The sequence below is a fragment of the Photobacterium atrarenae genome (assembly GCF_024380015.1).
GTDB classification, from domain to species: Bacteria; Pseudomonadota; Gammaproteobacteria; order Enterobacterales; family Vibrionaceae; genus Photobacterium; species Photobacterium atrarenae.
Genome location: NZ_CP101509.1, coordinates 1606570 through 1624815, shown reverse-complemented (window position 1 = coordinate 1624815; position 18246 = coordinate 1606570). Strand labels below are relative to the sequence as shown.

At 45.6% G+C, this 18246-nt stretch carries 15 protein-coding genes and 3 pseudogenes; 7 read left to right on the top strand and 11 right to left on the bottom strand.

The genetic code is table 11. The features are described from left to right. Positions 1–727 precede the first annotated feature (727 nt). Positions 728–1499 (top strand): annotated as a pseudogene (locus NNL38_RS23250) (IS110 family transposase). Positions 1500–1948: 449 nt separating this feature from the next. Here the strand turns inward: NNL38_RS23250 and NNL38_RS23245 are convergent. Both NNL38_RS23245 and NNL38_RS23240 read right to left on the bottom strand, forming a co-directional pair. Further along, entirely contained in the window at positions 1949–2362 is a 414-nt protein-coding gene (locus tag NNL38_RS23245) for a DUF4345 domain-containing protein (protein ID WP_255391247.1), read from the bottom strand. Further along, positions 2352–3502 (bottom strand): IS3 family transposase gene (locus NNL38_RS23240; protein ID WP_255391246.1). Its coding sequence is split into 2 segments (ribosomal slippage): positions 2352–3265 and positions 3265–3502, totalling 1152 coding nucleotides; the frame shifts between segments, so codons are not numbered across the junction. Before NNL38_RS23240 ends, NNL38_RS23245 begins: the two co-directional genes overlap by 11 nt. 150 nt (positions 3503–3652) lie before the next feature. Between NNL38_RS23240 and NNL38_RS23235 the strand changes: the two genes are divergently transcribed. From NNL38_RS23235 to NNL38_RS23225, 3 genes are all read left to right on the top strand, one after another. After that, the gene (locus NNL38_RS23235; RefSeq protein ID WP_255391245.1) at positions 3653–4891 is read left to right on the top strand and encodes an AAA family ATPase; all 1239 of its coding nucleotides are present in this window, start codon (positions 3653–3655) and stop codon (positions 4889–4891) included. 7 nt (positions 4892–4898) lie between these two features. Then, entirely contained in the window at positions 4899–5729 is an 831-nt protein-coding gene (locus NNL38_RS23230; RefSeq protein WP_255391244.1) for a DUF4435 domain-containing protein, read from the top strand. Between the two features lie 882 nt (positions 5730–6611). After that, positions 6612–7820 carry an IS256 family transposase gene (locus tag NNL38_RS23225; RefSeq protein ID WP_255391243.1) on the top strand — a complete coding sequence of 403 codons (1209 nt, stop codon included), beginning with the start codon at positions 6612–6614 and terminating at the stop codon, positions 7818–7820. A gap of 34 nt (positions 7821–7854) precedes the next feature. Here NNL38_RS23225 and NNL38_RS23220 read toward each other — a convergent pair whose 3' ends face one another. Further along, positions 7855–8145, bottom strand: a complete 291-nt coding sequence (locus NNL38_RS23220) for a putative quinol monooxygenase (protein WP_255391242.1) — start codon at positions 8143–8145, stop codon at positions 7855–7857. Between the two features lie 92 nt (positions 8146–8237). Next, positions 8238–9119, bottom strand: coding sequence for a helix-turn-helix domain-containing protein (locus NNL38_RS23215; RefSeq protein ID WP_255391241.1), 882 nt, complete (start codon positions 9117–9119; stop codon positions 8238–8240). A gap of 222 nt (positions 9120–9341) precedes the next feature. Here NNL38_RS23215 and NNL38_RS23210 point away from each other — a divergent pair. Beyond that, positions 9342–9455, top strand: a pseudogene (locus tag NNL38_RS23210) (IS110 family transposase); the annotation flags it as partial. Positions 9456–9938: 483 nt separating this feature from the next. Here NNL38_RS23210 and NNL38_RS23200 read toward each other — a convergent pair. After that, positions 9939–10595, bottom strand: coding sequence for a hypothetical protein (locus NNL38_RS23200; RefSeq protein WP_255391239.1), 657 nt, complete (start codon positions 10593–10595; stop codon positions 9939–9941). A 96-nt stretch (positions 10596–10691) separates the two neighbouring features. Between NNL38_RS23200 and NNL38_RS23195 the strand changes: the two are divergent. After that, a pseudogene (locus tag NNL38_RS23195) lies at positions 10692–11009 on the top strand (IS110 family transposase); the annotation flags it as partial. Between the two features lie 237 nt (positions 11010–11246). Continuing rightward, positions 11247–12692 (top strand): methyl-accepting chemotaxis protein, encoded by a 1446-nt coding sequence (locus NNL38_RS23190; RefSeq protein ID WP_255391237.1) that lies wholly within the window; start codon positions 11247–11249, stop codon positions 12690–12692. A gap of 66 nt (positions 12693–12758) precedes the next feature. Here the strand turns inward: NNL38_RS23190 and NNL38_RS23185 are convergent, their stop codons facing one another. The 6 genes from NNL38_RS23185 to fusA all read right to left on the bottom strand — a co-directional run bounded on the left by NNL38_RS23185 (position 12759) and on the right by fusA (position 17998). Beyond that, positions 12759–13538: a phosphotransferase enzyme family protein gene (locus NNL38_RS23185; protein ID WP_255391236.1), complete on the bottom strand. Its 780-nt coding sequence runs from the start codon at positions 13536–13538 to the stop codon at positions 12759–12761. 56 nt (positions 13539–13594) lie between these two features. Next, entirely contained in the window at positions 13595–13810 is a 216-nt protein-coding gene (locus tag NNL38_RS23180; RefSeq protein ID WP_255391235.1) for a DUF6500 family protein, read from the bottom strand. 70 nt (positions 13811–13880) lie between these two features. After that, positions 13881–14894, bottom strand: a complete 1014-nt coding sequence (locus NNL38_RS23175) for a S66 family peptidase (RefSeq protein WP_255391234.1) — start codon at positions 14892–14894, stop codon at positions 13881–13883. Positions 14895–14960: 66 nt separating this feature from the next. After that, positions 14961–15329 carry a VOC family protein gene (locus NNL38_RS23170; RefSeq protein WP_255391233.1) on the bottom strand — a complete coding sequence of 123 codons (369 nt, stop codon included), beginning with the start codon at positions 15327–15329 and terminating at the stop codon, positions 14961–14963. Positions 15330–15356: 27 nt separating this feature from the next. Then, positions 15357–15731, bottom strand: coding sequence for an MmcQ/YjbR family DNA-binding protein (locus NNL38_RS23165; RefSeq protein WP_255391232.1), 375 nt, complete (start codon positions 15729–15731; stop codon positions 15357–15359). 242 nt (positions 15732–15973) lie between these two features. Then, complete coding sequence (gene fusA / locus NNL38_RS23160) at positions 15974–17998, bottom strand: elongation factor G (RefSeq protein ID WP_255391231.1); 2025 nt, start codon at positions 17996–17998, stop codon at positions 15974–15976. Positions 17999–18246: the final 248 nt, after the last annotated feature.

Below are 18246 nucleotides of genomic sequence, written 5' to 3'. Positions count from 1 at the left end.
ATAATAAACGCCTAACGAATGACATAGACATTCCCTCATCAGGTCTTGCCACACTGGGTAAGTCTGATTCCATACAAGCCGGATACGACCCTATCACAATCTGTCTTTGGCATTGATTTAACTAAACATTGCGTCAGTATCTACGGAGAAGATCGCCAAGACAAGGAATAGCTCAAGAAAACAACAATACGGTCAAAGATTTTCTCGATGTTTGCCAATATCCCACCCGCGGTCATCGGCAGAGCAGCAAGCCATTTTGCTCCTGCACCGGGCGCGTGATCATTGGGTCCAAGAGCGAACGACAATACAGAGCACCAACCGATATAGAAACTGAACATAGCAATAGCCAATGATGCTATAAGGTTCAGACCTTTTACGCAAAAACCTGATCATGCGGTGGGCACTTTCGATACCTGCTAACGAATGAGGAACCGCAACCGCATCCTGTCATCAGGGGCATGGCATGAAGGCCAATAAACAGACCGAATGTAGAGCGGCAGTCCCAAACCTTGCATTACCTGACGCTGTTGTTGACAACCGGGGGAGTCCATGTAGCCTGCAATAAGGTGCCCCACGCTAAACCTGCAAAGCGCACCGAGATCCAAACCAATAATGCCGAGTGTAACGGGTCACCTTGATTGCTCTGATACTTATTGAGCCTTCTCCGACAGCATAGCCATCGCTGACTATGCTGGAAGGCGACTAAACCCAACACGGAGAAGACTCAATGAGATTTTATAACCAACAGCACGACTATTACTGTGGTATTGATCTGCATGCGCGCATTCTCTACGTTTGCATCCTCGATAACTGCGGCAATAAAGTCATCCACCAGAAGATTGGTGCCAGCCGAGATGAACTGTTGGCGATCCTCGCACCTTATCACGACAATATTGTGGTTGGCGTCGAGTGCATGCACTGCTGGTATTGGGTCAGCGATCTTTGCCTCGACTACGCCTATTATTTCGTGCTTGGTCATGCGCTTTACATGAAGGCTATCCATGGCGGCAAGACGAAAAATGACCGGATTGATGCATTTTCAACATTATCGCCTTTTATACTCAGGAACTCGCCAGCGTGGAGTACTTTATTGAACAGCATGCCAAACAGCACAGTGCGCAGGATTATCAACTGTTAAAAACCATTCCCGGTATCGGCCGCATCCTTGCACTCACCACCTTGTATGAGATCGGGCACATCGAGCGGTTCCCAACAGTACAGCAGTTCGCGTCCTATTCCCGGTTGGTAAAATGCAAAGCCGAATCTGCAGGAAAAACCTATGGCACCAGCGGTAATAAGATCGGGAACGCCCACCTGAAATGGGCTTTCTCCGAAGCAGCTGTGCTCTATTTACGCGGTAATGACAAAGCCAGGCAGTATATCAACCGATGAGTAAAGCCAAAGCCCTATCGGTTCTTGCTCACAAACTAGGCCGCTGCGTTTACTTCATGTTAAGGAACAAAACCGTGTTCGATGAAAAACGGTTCTTACCCGGGTAAGTCGCACAATGGGCTGAGCTGATCGTCTAACTGGTGCAGAAGATGAGCACGCTGCAATCCCGGCACCGTAGCGAAAAACTGTCACAGGGCTTGCTGTGCCAAGGCGTTATTCTAGCCCCTCGCTTTGATTAGCCGCCCATTGTTGCGCATTAAAATAAACAGCAAAGTTGCTTACACCCAGGCTGAGCCTGAAAATAACTGGCCTCAAAATACCATCTCTTTGAATAGTGCCAGTCCGGGTTAACGAAATCATGTCTAGTGGCCCTGCCGCAAAGCGGGCAGGCAGCGGTGAGACCGCAGTAAGAGACCCTCAATATGTGTTTGCCGTAAGCAATGATGAATGGCGAAAATGACAAAGCGAAGTAGACAACTTTGTTGTTCAGAAATATTGGCTGCTACGCAGCCAACGGGTTCGCTTTACCCCTTGACACCGAGAAGGCTCATATGTGTTAGGCATTGGCTACCGGTGCCTCTGACTTTCTCAGGTATAGAGCCAATAACCCAAAAACTAACTCTGCAACTAAATAAACATACATTAGTGTATTAGGTTGACCGTCAAGCAAGATGCCTATTAGACGACCAAACGCCATAGATAACAATGTAATAGCTACAATGATTAAAGCCAAAGTGACATCTTGCTTAATCTTGAGGACGAGTATCAAAGCAAGACCGATTGCAAACTGGGCTCCACCATACGTAGCCCTAAAATCAATAGTTGCTGACGTAGAATTGGGGCTTGAGCCTGTAATTAAGTTTGCCATTTCTACCGGGAACACAGCAAAAATAGCTCCGTAGAACAAAAAGAATAGCGCAGTTAAGTAAACTAATAATTTCGACTGAATAGCCACCGACTCAGTAGACACTAATTAACCTTTCTTCATACCGCTTTTCATACTCTACTGGTGACAACTGATTATTGGAACCGTGTCTGCGTTTGACGTTGTAGAACATCTCGACATATTCGAAGATATCCATCCGCGCTTCTTCCCGAGTGGAATAGATCTTTCGCTTTACTCTTTCTCTTTTCAGTAACTGGAAAAAACTTTCAGCTACCGCATTGTCATGGCAGTTGCCCCGACGGCTCATGCTTGATTCCAGACCGTGCTGCTTTAAGAATTTATCCCAGTCATGACTTGTATACTGGCTTCCTTGATCGGAATGCACGAGTACCTTCTCTGACGGTGAGCGTCGCCATATCGCCATCAGGAGCGCGTCCAACACCAGCTCTTTCGTTATTCTGCTTTTCATCGACCAACCAATCACTCTCCGAGAGAACAGGTCAACGACGACTGCGAGGTATAGCCAACCTTCGTGAGTTTTTATATACGTGATATCGGTCACCCAAGACTGATTTGGAGCAGTCGGGTTGAACTCCCTGGCCAACTTATTCGCAACAACGACATTCTCTGTGCCCACTTTGGACCTGGGTTTTCGATATCCTCTTTGCGACTGTAAGCCTTCTCGTTTCATCAAGCGGTGAACTTGGTTGATACCGCAACATTCACCTTCATCACGTAAATCGCTGTATATCTTTCGATAGCCATAAACGCCACCAGATTCCAGCCAGAACTGCTTGATGAGTCCGAGAAGGTATTTACGCCGTTTCTCCTGTCTGCTGTCGGGTTGCTTAAGCCAGGCATAATAACCACTTGGGTGGATGCTAAGGACTTTACACATACGTCGAACAGGCCAAACAGCTTGATTGGCTTTGATAAAGGCGTACCTCAGTCGGACTGGCTTGCGAAGTACACCGCGGCTTTTTTTAATATGTCCCTTTCTTCGGTGACTCTTTGCAGCTCCTTTTTGAGCCGACGAATTTCGGCACTTTCATCGGACTTGGCTTGATATTGGGAGGAATCTGAGCCGTAGCGTTTAATCCACGCATAAAGGCTATGCGTGGTAGTCCCTAAACGATTTGCCACATCGGCTACACTATGACCTTTTTCAGTAACCTGTTTGACGGCTTCAACTTTGAATTCTTCTGGGTATCGCTTGCTGCTCATAAGCACCTCTCTGCTAGTCATTTTGTCTAACTAAAAGGTGTCTATCAAGTCGGTGGCTATTCAGAACATTACTTTAAAATTAATTATTTAAACTTGTAGCATAATGATACAATGCCATTAGCTTATTGATTAGCTTGCTAGGGTTAAAAAATGTACGAAATAACAACTTTTAGAGTATGTGAGCTCTTTGGACAATATGACCACTCCATTGACTTCAGGAAGAACGACGTAGATTCTCGCTCCAAAGCAAGACTTTGCGTAATCGTTGGAAAAAATGGTGTGGGCAAAACTACTGCCCTAAACATGATTGAAGGCATACTCAAATTAGATTTTTCTATTTTCCGAGAAGTACCATTTAGCTCTGCCGAGCTAACCTTGAGCTCTGAAGACAGACTTACCGTTACTAGTGATCTTTCGAGTTCAACCTTAGAAGTATCGTTTAATGACTTATCCTGCTCTTTGAGTCTCAAAGAACCAGGGCCTGCAAACGAATTATGTGAAAGCGATGTAGAGAAGCTACGACAAGCTGCGCTACCCAAGTTTACCCAAGTATCCTTCGAGGCTTTAGATATACACCGTTCAAGTGCGCTGCGTGATAGAACTAACCTCAAATCAGACGAAGATATAGATTACCTACGTACTAAATCAGGTAAACTAATTCGAGGAAATAAACGTAATTCAAAGCTAACCCAAAAAGTTCACAGGTTTGTTAGAGAGGCTCAGGTCGATTACAGAAAGTACTTTACTTCAGAAGGGCCTGAACTTTTCCCTAAGATAATTAAACGATTACAAGGCGGAGAGGTAAATGATGTTACCATTGAGCAACTTATTGATCGTTTAAATGTTATTAAAGACTCAGAACCATCTATGTCACGATTTGGTTTGTCATTGAACATGAGTGACATAGAGCAGCTTACATCTTTACTTAGTGATAAAGACTCCACAAAACAAAGTACTGCTGCGATATCTGCTCTCGAAGCTTACGTAGAAACTCTTGAAAGTAAACATGCAGAAAGACTACTTATTTCAGACCGTCTAATCAAATTTGAAAAGCTCGTTGGTGAATTTTTGACAGATAAAGTAGTCGCAGTAGATTACCAGAAAGGTCTGACAATATATAGCGCTATAGGCGATGAAATTGATGAGCTAATGTTAAGCTCTGGCGAATATCATCTTCTATATATGCTTGTTACTGCCTTAGTTAGTACCAGAAATGGAACTGCTATAGCTATTGATGAACCAGAATTATCGTTGCATGTTTCATGGCAAAGAAAACTCGTTTCAGCCTTAATTGAGTGCTCATCTGGCGCATCACCACTGTTTATACTTGCAACGCATTCAGCTTCAATTGCGTCAGAGCATCAAGATCAATGGGTACAGTTGGGATAAAGCGTCAATGTATACATTTCAAGAAATAGTAACTCAAAAGAGTTTAGACAATGACGTTTCATTTATGTTTGTTGAAGGAGACCGCGATTTATCATTCTGGCGGAAAGTAATACCAATAACAGAAAGAAACAACACTCAGATAATCCAGATTAGATCACTATCAGATCTAGACGCTGTAGAGGGTGGTGAGAAAGGAAGACTAATATTATTAAGTAATCTATTTCAAGAGCATGGATTATCAGAAAGAATCCGAGTATTTGTCGATGCAGATAATGATTATATTTCCAGTAAAGAATATACTGAGTCTGTCTTATTGACCGATTTTCGTGATCTAGAAGCATATTGCTTCCAAGATGCATGTTTAAATGAGTTCTTTGAAACGGGACTTGCTAAATCCAACATAGATGTTCAGAAAATCAAAGAGAACCTCGTATCCCTTTCATTACCCATAGGTTTTTTAAGATATGTATCAGAGCACGAAGATTTAAAGCTCCCATTCCAAAAAAGTTTCGATAAAAACGGTCGAAGAAAATTCATGGATAGGAAGCAACCTATTATAGATCGCAGCAAACTAGTAACGACTCTTCTTCAAAATGCTAAAGTTAGTGTTAAAGAATGCGACAGGATTTTGGGCACCCTCGACGATCTAACCAAAACCTTTGAAACATTTGAAGTAAGAAAAATTATACAAGGTAAAGACTGGTTATTTTTCCTTGGTGAGCTATTCGATATACCTTCTGATCAAGTGGAAAGTCAGCTATTCCTGGCGTTAGATTATGACTCCCTAACAGACTTCACGAATGTTCGTGCTGCTTGTGATTTTGTTTGTGCAGCATAGCTTGACGTCTTAGTCCTACACGTCATAATGACCGACCATATCTGGTCGGTCATTATGACTAACCGTCTAGGGTACATTCGACAGTAAGTCATACGTAGGAAAAACATCCAACCTGTTTCGATTTGAGAGGCTTAAGTTTCCAAGTAAGCTAGCTATGCTTATTACCTTCGCTCATCCTGAAACCTAGGATTTTCCTCCTGTTGCTTTTGAATAGTATTTCAGGTTATTAGGTTCGAAAACTGGAAATTTTCTATATTAGCAACCTGTGAACAGAAGGTTTTAGATAAACAAAAGGGAACCACTCGGTTCCTTTTTTTCTTTGGTCATTAAATGAAAATAGAAATGACTTAGCTATTGATCTTGGTATGGAAGGTCAGTACGAGCGAAATATTACAACCGACGAGGTGTTAGCAGGCTGTTGCTCAATTATCTTCACGTAGGCTGCACTCCTGATGCTTCTTTGCCGCCGCATGCCTTCAACTTGCAGTTGATGAATAGACACGAGCTAGAGCATGTTGACTCTATTCGAGCCCTAGTTCCTGGACTTATACAGAACAAAGATGATAAAGCTTTAGGTAAGTGAGCCCTGCGCATATTGAGTTGTTTACACAAACAAGCGGCTGATCCACTACAAATTCGCGGTTCGCAAAGTACTGTTCGGGTTTTACGAACTGAACAATCACTCTTAATGAAAGAGTTCTATTGAAGAGAGAGTTTTCAACTTAGTTAACCAAACCTGATGGCTTAATTTGCCATTAAGCGGTGGGAGTTTACAACTTGATTATTTTTGAGAAGTATTCCAGATGGCTTATTTAGAAGAGACTGTAAATAACTTCGTGTAATTGCCTATTATTAAAGCCAGTAATGGCTAAGGATAGGCTCATGGATAAAAAACAACTCGAAGCGCTTGCTCGTGAAGCAGCGAAGTCCATCAAGACGGAAAGTGACCTCAACGACTTTCGCCAAATGCTAACCAAGGTGACCGTTGAAACTGCGCTCAATGCTGAATTAGACGAGCACCTTGGTTATGAAAAAAACGCTGAACACCCGTCGACAAACTGTCGTAATGGCTACTCCAGCAAAACGCTCATTACTGATGACGGCCAGGTCTCAATCGATACGCCACGTGACCGTCACGCCAGCTTTGAACCCAAGCTCGTTAAAAAGCATCAAACCCGCTTTCAGTCAATGGATGACAAGATTTTAAGCCTGTACGCCAAGGGGATGACGACACGCGAAATTGTCGCCACTTTCAAAGAAATGTATGACGCCGACGCCTCGCCAACACTCATTTCCAAGGTCACTGATGCGGTCTTAGAACAAGTTGTCGAGTGGCAATCTCGCCCTCTCGATGAGGTTTCTCCTATCGTTTATCTGGACTATATCGTGGTCAAAGTTCGCCAGGATAAGCAGGTAATAAACAAGTCCGTGTACCTCGCTCTAGGCGTCAATTTAAAGGGCCAGAAAGAGTTGCTGGGGATGTGGCTCTCCGAAACTGAAGGTGCCAAATTCTGGCTCAATGTCCTGACTGAGCTGCAAAACCGCGGAGTCAAAGACATCCTTATCGCTTGTGTCGATGGCTTGAAGGGCTTTCCCGATGCCATCAACTCCGTGTTCCCTGAAACCCAAATCCAGCTATGCATCGTACACATAGTACGAAATTCGGTTAAATACGTACCGTGGAAGGACTACAAAGCAGTGACGGCTAACCTTAAGCAAATCTACCAGTCAGCAACCGAGGATGAAGCCTTATTAGCGTTTGAGCGTTTCTCTGATAAATGGGACGCCAAATACCCTCAAATCAGCCGTTCTTGGACAGCTCATTGGGATAACCTGCATACTCTGTTCAACTATCCACAGGACATACGAAAAGCGATTTATACGACCAACGCGATTGAATCACTCAACAGCGTCATCAGGAAAGCGATTAAAAAGCGCAAGTTGTTCCCGACCGATGAATCAGCGAGAAAAGTTATCTATCTGGCGATCCAGGATGCCTCCAAGAAATGGACGATGCCAATTAGAAACTGGCGGCAAGCCCTGAACCGCTTTATGATTATGTTCGAAGACCGATTAACTGAATACTTGTAACCCAGAGCAGTTACACAGAATTATTTACAGGGTCTTAAATTTCGGCCTTGTCAAAGTATTTAATTATTGGCGGTGAACTGAGAAATGAGCTCAGCTCTTCCAATACGCCATTACTATTAATAAAACTCAGATACGCCTGATGACTCTCTACAGTTAGCCACTCTTCGTCCAAAAGCATTTCATTATTTCCTTCGTCAAATAAGACGCTAACCTGAAGATTTCCTTTAAAGCTTCTTACATTGGGTAAATTGTCTTCCAGAAATGACAGCAGGGTTTGAAACCGACCAGGCTTTAACTGACAGTTTAGGGTAACTCTAACACTCATTTTTGACTCCTTTGGGTTAAATATCGAGATTCAGACTATCTAACCAGTCAAAGGCAAACTACCGAAAGACTGTCAAAAGTAACGATTTTCTGTCATTTATACAGTTTTATTTGTTTTGGTGTCACACCATACTTAAGTTTGAACGCCTTGATAAAAGCCGACACATTTTCATAACCCACCGTCAAAGCCACTTCTGTAACTGAAAGCTCATTGCCTGCCAGCAGCTCTTTAGCCCTGGATAGCTTTTTCTCTCGCAACCACTTTTTTGGTGTTACCTTGTAAGTTTCTTTGAAGTCACGATTAAAACTTGACAGGCTTCTTCCCGAGAGATGCGCTAAATCACCAACGGTTAGGTGAAGTACATCAAGCGTTTCTAATAAGCGAGCAAAATTTTGTTGCGGAGGAACCCTTTTCTTTGAGGATAGTAACGAGTGAAAAATACCTTGGCTTTCTCTCCAAGCAATAAGGTGGAGCAGCTCTTGAAGTTTAATGTTTAAGTAGGAGGGAGCTTTTATGTCACCTCTAATTGAGTCAAAGAAAGCTGTGAATTCGTCGCCACCCTCCAACAGACAAAAGGCTTTCGTGCTATTGAGGCAATCTAAGGGCCTTTTAAGCTTGCTTAAATAATCAACGATGACATCGTCATCAAAAAATACTAGATAAGCTTTAAGAGACTCTGTTTCTTTAACAAAGTCAGATTGAAGCTTTAATCCCTGAGGGAGAAAGATAGAAGATCCAGCTGTCAACTCAATCGTGTCGTTGTGGCTATTTGTAATTACCTCACGTCCGCTTTCAATATATATAAAACAAGGAGTGTTGATATAAAACTCAATGTCTACCAAGTCCTGTTCAAGATTTTTATAAAAAATGACAGAGTTTTGATGATGACAGAGCACTGTCACATCTTTGATGGCAAACAGAGCTTGCGGAATCACCAAGACACTTGATTGAGTATGTTCAAAAATCGTTTTCATTTTTATAGAAGGTGTCTACTTTTTTGGGTAAGTTCTAAAACATAACGAATGACATGGATTCCCCTCATCAGGTTTGCCACACTTGGTATGACTGATTACGAAATTACCGGAGGCCATCCTATCCCCCTCTGTCTATGGCATTGCTTTAGCCAAACATAGCTTCAGTATTCACGGAGAAGATCACCAAAGCAAGCTCTTGATCCACAAAACAATAACACGGTCAAAAGTCTGGTCGAACGCCGGGGGTTTAAACGGTCCATTGTTGCACTCGCGGCAAAAAACGCCCGAATTATCTGGTCACTGTTAAGAAACGATACGGAATATCAATTGATATAAAAACCAAGTGTTTTTCGTCAACGGAGTGACTTGCTTCACCGGGTCATTACAATAGCCAAGATGATGTAAGGTTCTGACCTTTTGCGGGAAAACCTGAGAATGCGGCGGGCACACTTGATGCCTTCTAACGAATGAGGAACCGCAACCGCGTAGTGTCATCAAGGTCATGGCATGAAAGCCAATAAACAGACCGAATGTAGAGCGGCAGTCCCAAACCTTGCATTACCTGATGCTTTTGTTGACAACCGGGGAGTCCATGTAGCCCTGTTAAGATGTGAGCAACGCAATACCGATGCCGCCGCATAACACCCTAAACACTAAAATCAACGCATAGTGAAAATGCCATGCGTTGCGAATCACTCTTGTACAGGTTGTTATGCATATTTGCGCAGCACCAACTTGACTGCGAATACACAACAACCGTGAAATTTTACCAACAAAATTTAATAAACTTAGATTTAAAAAATTGCCAGTTTAGTTGTCTTAATCCATTGGGATAATTCCGACAATATCTCCTCCTTCAAGCACAAAAAGAACATTTGCTATTGGAGCATTGCCGTAGCTTGCATCGTTCCATGCATGAGAATGAAGATAAATGAATTTGTTCAATATTTCTTTTGGTGCGTCGCGTGATATGGCCATTAGGCCTGTTCGCCTCGGGATAGACACGAGCATCTGTTTCGCGTTTAAAATTTTATGAGCCTTTAACATATGCTTTTTTGACAGGATTGCTTCACTACTGAATAGTTTACCGCTAGCAGTAAGAACTTTGTTATCAAGAACCTGAGAAGGTGTAAACACAACATCCATGTTCTCTAGATTAGAGTAAGCATTATTTACAACGTTTTGTATATCGAGCTTATCTTCGTCGCTGTGCATTAGAAAAACGAAGTTTTCAGGAGTATCCATTCCAAAACCAATAACCAAATCAGGATTTTCGGGTTCTCCAATCAACGTTTGACGCACTGCACCATGGGTAATACCCACCCAATCACCTGGTTTTAATATTGGGAAATAAGAGCTCTCACTCATATTTTCACTTATTTCTTTTTCTAGTTTTTCAGATAATGGCTTTACGCTCGATTCAGACAAAGCGGTATCCGACAAAATTAATAAAACTATAAATATAAGTTTCTTCACTTAATTATCCTTACTTCTTCCTAGATGCATAACGAATGACATGGTCAGACTTTGCCACACTTGGTATGTCTGATTGCAAAATCGCCGGAGGCCACTATGTCACCATCTGTCTATGGCATTGATTTAGCCAAACATAGCTTCAGTATCCACTGTGAGGATCACCAAGGCAAGCTGTTGATCCACAAAACAATATCACGATCGAAAGTTCTCTCGACTTTTGCCAATATCCCACCCGCGCTCATCGGGATGGAAGCCTGCAGCGCTTCTCATTACTGGTCCCGAGAGTTGACTAAGCTCGGCCATACGCCAAAGATCACGGCATCAAAATATGTGGCGCCTTTCAGAGCGGGGGCCAAAAACGATTTCAATGACGCCGTCGCGATTTGCGTGGCTGTCACCCGTCCTTCAACGCGCAATCCTTGATGCACTTGAAGATACCCAAAACCAAGTGCCTGATCTTGCCAGAGCAATCATTTCTGATTGTTTTGAACACTTGCTCACTCGATACCGTGATGGCCCAGCATAAAAATACGTGACAGGAATCACCAAACACTGAGCAACAACTGATCGCCATTGAAAAATTATGTGAAAATAATCATCGTTAGACCGCAATTACATTGAATAATACTTTGGTTAACTTTGAGGGACACGATGAGAGAAGTTGATTTCAGGCCGATAGACCGGCTACTAATAAAAACCAATGTGACGGATAAATTCTGGATACTGTTCTGCTTGTTTGCCGTAGTGCTGATCGGCTTTTCAGGAAAACACTACTTCTCAACGCTGGAGAACCTCAACACCTCTAACCAGATAACGGCACAAGCACAGGTCGATACTGCTGTTGCTACACTGTTGGCAATGAAAGCTGATGAAGCCCATATCCAACAAGTCCTTCAGTCACAAGGCATTCAACTTCTTTCTTCCTCCCCAGCTTCCTCAAGTCAACAAGTCGCCGCTGCCAGCACCATCCATGGTCAATACGCCGTTCTGAACGTCCCACCAGTTGACGAAACAGCCAAGCGCGACACTCTGACCCAGTTTGCATTCTCTTTTCTGCCTTTGTTGCCGCTGGCACTCATATTTTACTGGGTCTCAACGCATTTGATGGGCGCTCTTTGGGTGATCCATCAAACCACCCGTCGGCTTGCTGACGGCGATTTAACCTCACGGCTGGGTTTTCACATTGGCCGGGACGAATTCGGGGTGATCGGTCACGAGCTGGACCGCACCATGGATACCATCAGTGACATGGTCAAGACGGTGAAATCCAGCTCGGCGACGCTGTATGAAACGGCCACCGCTTTTTCACAGGACGCCAAAGTGTCTGAAGCCAGCGTGAACAAGCAGTACGCTTCCGTCGATTCAGTTGCAACCGCAATGGAAGAGATGTCGGCAACCGCCACAGAAATTTCCAACTACGGTGTACAAGCCTCTGATCAATCCGATCGGGACACTACCCGGATCATGCAAAGCAACGAGCGCGTTCAAGAAGCCATTGCGATGATGTCCACTCTGTCGGAGCATACCCGCGGTGCGGCAGACAATGTTGTGAGCCTGAATGAAAAGGCTACTGCCATTAATGATGTGATCACCACCATCAATGCCATCTCAGAACAAACCAACCTGTTGGCACTCAACGCGGCCATCGAAGCCGCCCGGGCCGGCGAACAAGGACGCGGATTTGCCGTGGTCGCTGATGAAGTCCGAACGCTGGCCAGCCGGACGCAAAAAGCCACGATTGAAATTCAGGGCATGATTGACCAGCTTCAATCCGAAACTCAGGGGATCTCGCTGAAAACCAATCAAACCCTGGAGCAAGCGGAACAAAGCAGCCAGGTCATTGGTGAAATTGGTGCTGATATCAGCGAGATTGCTGATTCTGCAAAATCTCTGATGGACATGAGCGCCCAGATTGCTACGGCAGCTGAAGAGCAGACAGCGGTGGTTAATGAAATTGCATCGGAACTGAATGATATTCGGGATCAATCCAGCCAGCTACTGAACGCGTCGCAAGAATCGGCAGGGAATATCCAGCTGCTCACACAGGCATCACAATCCCTCAATGAAGTGCTGAAGAAATACCGTACTTCAAACTAATCTGAAAACAGCCCTTTGCTGCGAAGCATTTTGCGCGGCAAAGGGCAATTATCTCTTTTCAAGACCTTATTTTCCCGTCAATAACCCCAACGTAATAATCTGCTGATGCTGTTTGAGATAGTCGATGTCAGCCAGGTAACTCAAATGATGCCCCTGGGCGATATCTGCTTTGAACTGTTCATTGCCGGCGTCCGCTTCAGCCTGCATGAACGCCACCAAGGCCGCTAACCGCTTGATCATCATCTCAACCAACATCTGACACTGCGCAGCACTCGCCCCGTAGGCATCACAAAATGCCTTGGCCCGCTCAATTTGTGCTGACAGGGTGCCAAGCGCATCCATCGGGTCGGTTTTGAACGGTGCCCAACAATAAACGGCATACGCCAAATCCCAAACTCGAGGGCCGGGATGCGCCGTATCGAAATCAAACACCCCGCTCACCACTTCCCCCTTCAGGGCAACATTATAGGGCGCGAAGTCGCCGTGGCAGATCACTTCCTGCGGCGCTTGGGCAGGCAGCATCCATTGATGTTGATGTTCTGAGTTCGATGATAAAAAGCTGGCAGAGGCGTCATGTAGCTGCCGCAGCAAACTGGCCGCAGAAGTTAACGCATGGTGGCTGGCAATGGCCCCCGAAAGCGGATAGTTGTACGTCTCACCGTCGATATAGCTCAACACCTCCTGTTCACCGTCAACGCCAATGAATCTGGGACAACCCGCCACACCATGAGTATGTAAATGATCCAACAGTCGGTGAATAGTTTCAGACCACGGATTCAATGGCCGGATGACCCGATCTTTGTCGTGATAAATTGCTCTTTCCGGGCTCCCAATCTGTTTTTCCATGAATCAGCTTTTCCTTCCATTTCCTAGCGTCAGCCCCCTAACAAGCTGCAGCCCTATTAACCTGACTCGACCATCGCCATAATTTTTGTCGCTTTTTCGAAGTGGTCCAACTGGTGGGTTTGGATCCACCACGTCGCCGCTTCCATCAGCAGCTCAGGATCATCGTTTTTGTTGGCAAAAAACGCATAAAACGACACGCCGACACTCTCGCCTTTCTGGCTGATTTTCTTACTACAAACTTGAATGACTTTCTCTCGTAACGACTGGCGCATCAGCTTCCTTTACTTATTTCTGTATTCTGTTTCGGGTTCAGTTCATTGTTGTACCGAGAATATCTCTCGTTTATGCCGGTTCCAACCACGGCCCCTTCAAACAAATGCGCTCGGCATCAAAATCGATTTCAGCCTCGACGCCAAGCGGAGTGACGAGCATCGGGTGGGTATGACAACTATCAAAGCCATACAATATTGGCAGTGCCTGGCCATTCAGCACTTCAATCAGGACATCCAAAGGGGTTCGCCCCGTGCCTTTATCGTCAAACAGTTCATGCTTGCCCAGCACGACCGCCGAGACTCTGTCGAAAACGCCACATGCTTTTAAATGGCAAAATGCGCGCTCGACGGTTTCGATCCCTTTCAGTGAATCTTCCAGTAATAAAATATCACCGTCGATTATCTCCGGCATATACGGGCTCCCCCAGATACCTGCCATGGTATTAAGATTCCCCCCGATTAAACAACCTGTAACAATGCCGCTCCCCCGGTATCGCCAGGCATTGTCCTGGGTGGGTTTCGGCTCAGTCTGTGTTTCCCAGTCAATCTTCGTATCTGTCCATCGCTGCGGCATCAAATATTGAAAAGGAAGTGGGCTGTGTTGGCACAACATCGCTTCAAAAGACTGGTAAGTCTCCTCAACTAAAGGGGGCAACTCCCCAAAAGAGGCAACCAGCGCAGGGCCGTAAAACGTGATCAACCCGATCTTGGCATATATCCCCAGCAACAGCGCGGTGACATCTGAATAGCCGATAATGATCTTGGGATCCCGAATCAAGGCGTCATAATCAATATACGGCAGAAGCGCGTTACTGTTACTGCCGCCGATGGTGGACATCACACACCGAACCTCGGGGTTTCGGATCAGGGCATTGAATTCTTCCGCCCGCTGTTGAATAGAGCCTGAACGGTAGTGATCATGTTGTCCGGTCAATAAACCGGGCTGTAGTTCAAAGCCTTTGCTGCGCAGAAACATTTCCGCCCGATTGAATCGGGTCGGCGCAAACACTGTTGCAGGGGATGACGGAGAAAAGAATCCTATCTTATCTCCCGGTTTTAACGGCTTAGGTAAAATAACTGACATTTAGCTCCCTTCATTCAGCTCTGTCTTTGAGGCTGTAAACTTCGTACTGCATTGTTATTTTCTCGATTATTCATACACACTGACTTCAATTAAGTTCTGGTCGGGATCGTTGAAATAAACAGATTGAATCGCTCCTAGGGCGCCAGATTTGGTCACAGGCCCTTCCACAATATCAACGTGCTCTTTCGACAGGTGCGCAACCACATCTTCGAGCGGCCACGATGAAATCAGGCATAAATCACCGGAACCAACCCCGGCTTTATTTCTTCTCTCTTGCCCTAACAGCTGCAAGTTGATTTTTTGATCCCCGAACTTCATCGCTTTGCGCCCGTTGGCGAATGTCACCGCTTCCATCAACAGCACGCGTTGATAAAACTGAACAGACGCATCGATATCACTAACGGTTAAAACAAGATGGTCGATATGACTAATCATGGTGCTCTCGTTAGCTATCAGCATGATTCAAGACTCCGAGTGAGGATTTATCCCTAACTCTTGTTGTTTTCGCTTGCTCAGGCCAAGTGACACAATGCGGTAGGATTCTGAAATGTAGTATCTGAGCTCTTCGTCTAATTCACCCGCGGTTTCGGTTTGCTGGATCCACTTCATCCCCCGTGTTGCAAAATACGGTGCCGGAATATAACCATCATGATTACTGAGAAAAACAAAATTCAAGTCTGATGTTTTAAATGTAAACGCGGGTTTATCGTTCTTTCCCCAGCCGCCAATCGCAAAGACTTTGCCACCGACTTTCCAGACATGCGAATTCCCCCACTGCACAACGTGGGTTGATGCCGGGAAAGCGCCACAAAAGTGGTTGAATTCATCGTAATTCATGCCGGGTACCTTTTTACTGTTGCAGAGATAGCTAAATTTGCGCAGAAACAGGTAACTTAGGCCGAGACACGCTACCGCCAAAGATAACCAAATCCCGCAACGTCCTTTTCATATGTGCAACAAAGCATAACATACCAACATCGACTACTGGTATGAATGGTTGCTAAATGCGAAGCAAAACAAAGGATTAAATAAAGCGAATTAAACTGACGGTTCATCGATAAACCGCCAGGTTTTTCTTTTCATTCAGCGTTCTGTCCACCTTGACACACTTGCAACTGAACATGATGCGGCGCTGGCTCGTAATGACTGAGCACCATACTGAAACTCCCTTCACCGCCCGTCATGGCCCGCAACCGTTGGGCATAACCTTGCAGTTCATTTAACGGAGCCCGCGCTTGTAATGCCGTGAAATTATTTGGCTCAGCATTGGTGCCGAGGATCACGCCGCGATTACCGGCAAGTTCACCGGTCACATCACCGACGGACAACGTCGGTACCCGCAACGATAGTTCAACAATTGGCTCTAAGATGATCGGGCTTGCCTGGTTCACCGCATCAAGAAACGCCCTCTTCCCGGCGATCACAAAAGCAATTTCTTTCGAGTCGACCGGGTGATGCTTGCCGTCATAAACCGTAACTTCCACATCACGGATGGGGTTGCCCGAAATCGCACCTTCTTCAATGGCCTGCCGGATCCCTTTCTCCACCGCGGGAATAAACGAGGTTGGGATTGCACCACCCACGACTTTGTTGATGAACTGAAATCCTTCCCCGCGCGCCAACGGCCTGATTTTCAGTTGCACCTCACCGAATTGACCGGCACCGCCACTTTGTTTTTTGTGACGATAACGGCCTTCCGCCGGCGATGTGACCGTCTCAAAGTACTCTATATCAGGCTCAGTTGTCTCAACTTCCAATTTATAGATCGAAGCCATTTTCTCCAGGGCAATTTTCAGGTGGAACTCCCCCTGACCACTTAACACGGTTTCATTGGTCCGGGTCCGGTGCTCTAACCTGAGGCTCGGATCTTCTGCGGCGATCTTTTGCAGTGTTTCGGACAACTTTTGCTCATCTCCCCGCTTAATCGGCCTGATCGCCAGGCTGTACATGGGCTCAGGAAAATCCAGAGTCCGCATTTTGATCCCGTCTTCGTCGTGAGAATCATGAATCACAGCGTCAAAATAGAGATCATCAATTTTCGCCAGAACACAATAATCCCCCGCGCTCGCTGACGTAATTTCAAATCGCTTGTTACCTTGCTGCTGATAAAGGTGAGAGACCTTGAACGCTTTATTGCTATCGTTAATAAACAGCTGACTTCCCGCACGGATTACTCCCTGAAAGACCCGCAGATAGGCCATTTTGCCCAAATAGGGATCAACACTGATTTTAAACACATGAGCAACGCTGTGATCGCTTTGCTCGATATTGACCGGCACTTGCTTTCCGTTTTTTACCAATAACGGCGGGTTACCTTCTGCGGGTGTCGGCATGATTTCCGTCAGGGTTCGCAGCAGCAAATCAACCCCAGCCCCACTTTCGGCTGAAACAAAACAGATCGGAATGACATGGCCCAGCCGCAGTGCAGCCTCAAATGGCTCATGCAACTGCTCCGGTGACAGCTCTGAGCCCTGCTCCAGGTAGAGCGCCATCAGTGCTTCATCCACTTCAATTACCTGATCAATCAGGCGTTCATGGGCCTCTTCAACCGAGTCAATCAGCGTCGCCTGCACATAATCAGGTTCAAAGTAGCAATCGACCACGCTTTCCCCATCCCGTGCAGGCAGATTGATCGGCAGACATTCCGCGCCAAAGTGCGATGCCAGTTCAGCGACCAACGCCGGCACTTTATCCGGATTCAGATCCAGCTTGTTGATAATCACCATTTGGCACTTCTGCTGCGCTTGCGCAAATGCGAATAACCGATCAGAGACCTGGTTGAGCGGGGTATTGGCATCGAGTACCAGCGCTGTCGATTCGATGGCAGGAAAAACACTGAACGTGCGGCCCAGCAGTTCCAGCACCCCCGGTGTATCGATGATATTCATGGTGTGAGACTGCCAGTTGAGCGTCACCGGGGTGGTTTCGATACTGTGCTGGTATTGAATCGACTGGGGATCGCAATCACTCACTGTGTCCCCGGTCTTCACACTCCCGAGGTGAGTAATAGTTTGGGAATCAGCCAATAAGCGCTCCACCAGGCTGGTTTTCCCCACCCCGCTTTGACCAACAAACGCAATATTTCGGATATCGTGAACAGCCATGCAAGCCCCCTGAACAGATTCAATGTGATACGAAAAACCTTAAAAAAGTGCATAAGTTCGGGCGGTAAGACCGCCCGATCGTCTTCCAGGTCATTTTTCGTATCGGGACTGTCATTTTGCTTCCCTAATCGCTTCGATTAGTTATAGCTTATCGCCTGATTGCTTCAGACGCGGAAAATCAGACCCGATTCTCGAATTAAACACGTACAAGTTAAAACCCACCCGCCTTATTTTCGGTCGTTCAGATA

Excerpts from the sequence above, each read along its gene's own strand:
- NNL38_RS23235 (WP_255391245.1), top strand. The coding sequence starts at position 3,653 with ATGTACGAAATAACAACTTTTAGAGTATGTGAGCTCTTTGGACAATAT.
- NNL38_RS23230 (WP_255391244.1), top strand. The coding sequence starts at position 4,899 with ATGTATACATTTCAAGAAATAGTAACTCAAAAGAGTTTAGACAATGAC.
- NNL38_RS23225 (WP_255391243.1), top strand. The coding sequence starts at position 6,612 with ATGGATAAAAAACAACTCGAAGCGCTTGCTCGTGAAGCAGCGAAGTCC.
- NNL38_RS23220 (WP_255391242.1), bottom strand. The coding sequence starts at position 8,145 with ATGAGTGTTAGAGTTACCCTAAACTGTCAGTTAAAGCCTGGTCGGTTT.
- NNL38_RS23215 (WP_255391241.1), bottom strand. The coding sequence starts at position 9,119 with ATGAAAACGATTTTTGAACATACTCAATCAAGTGTCTTGGTGATTCCG.
- NNL38_RS23190 (WP_255391237.1), top strand. The coding sequence starts at position 11,247 with ATGAGAGAAGTTGATTTCAGGCCGATAGACCGGCTACTAATAAAAACC.
- NNL38_RS23185 (WP_255391236.1), bottom strand. The coding sequence starts at position 13,538 with ATGGAAAAACAGATTGGGAGCCCGGAAAGAGCAATTTATCACGACAAA.
- NNL38_RS23180 (WP_255391235.1), bottom strand. The coding sequence starts at position 13,810 with ATGCGCCAGTCGTTACGAGAGAAAGTCATTCAAGTTTGTAGTAAGAAA.
- NNL38_RS23175 (WP_255391234.1), bottom strand. The coding sequence starts at position 14,894 with ATGTCAGTTATTTTACCTAAGCCGTTAAAACCGGGAGATAAGATAGGA.
- NNL38_RS23170 (WP_255391233.1), bottom strand. The coding sequence starts at position 15,329 with ATGATTAGTCATATCGACCATCTTGTTTTAACCGTTAGTGATATCGAT.
- NNL38_RS23165 (WP_255391232.1), bottom strand. The coding sequence starts at position 15,731 with ATGAATTACGATGAATTCAACCACTTTTGTGGCGCTTTCCCGGCATCA.
- fusA (WP_255391231.1), bottom strand. The coding sequence starts at position 17,998 with ATGGCTGTTCACGATATCCGAAATATTGCGTTTGTTGGTCAAAGCGGG.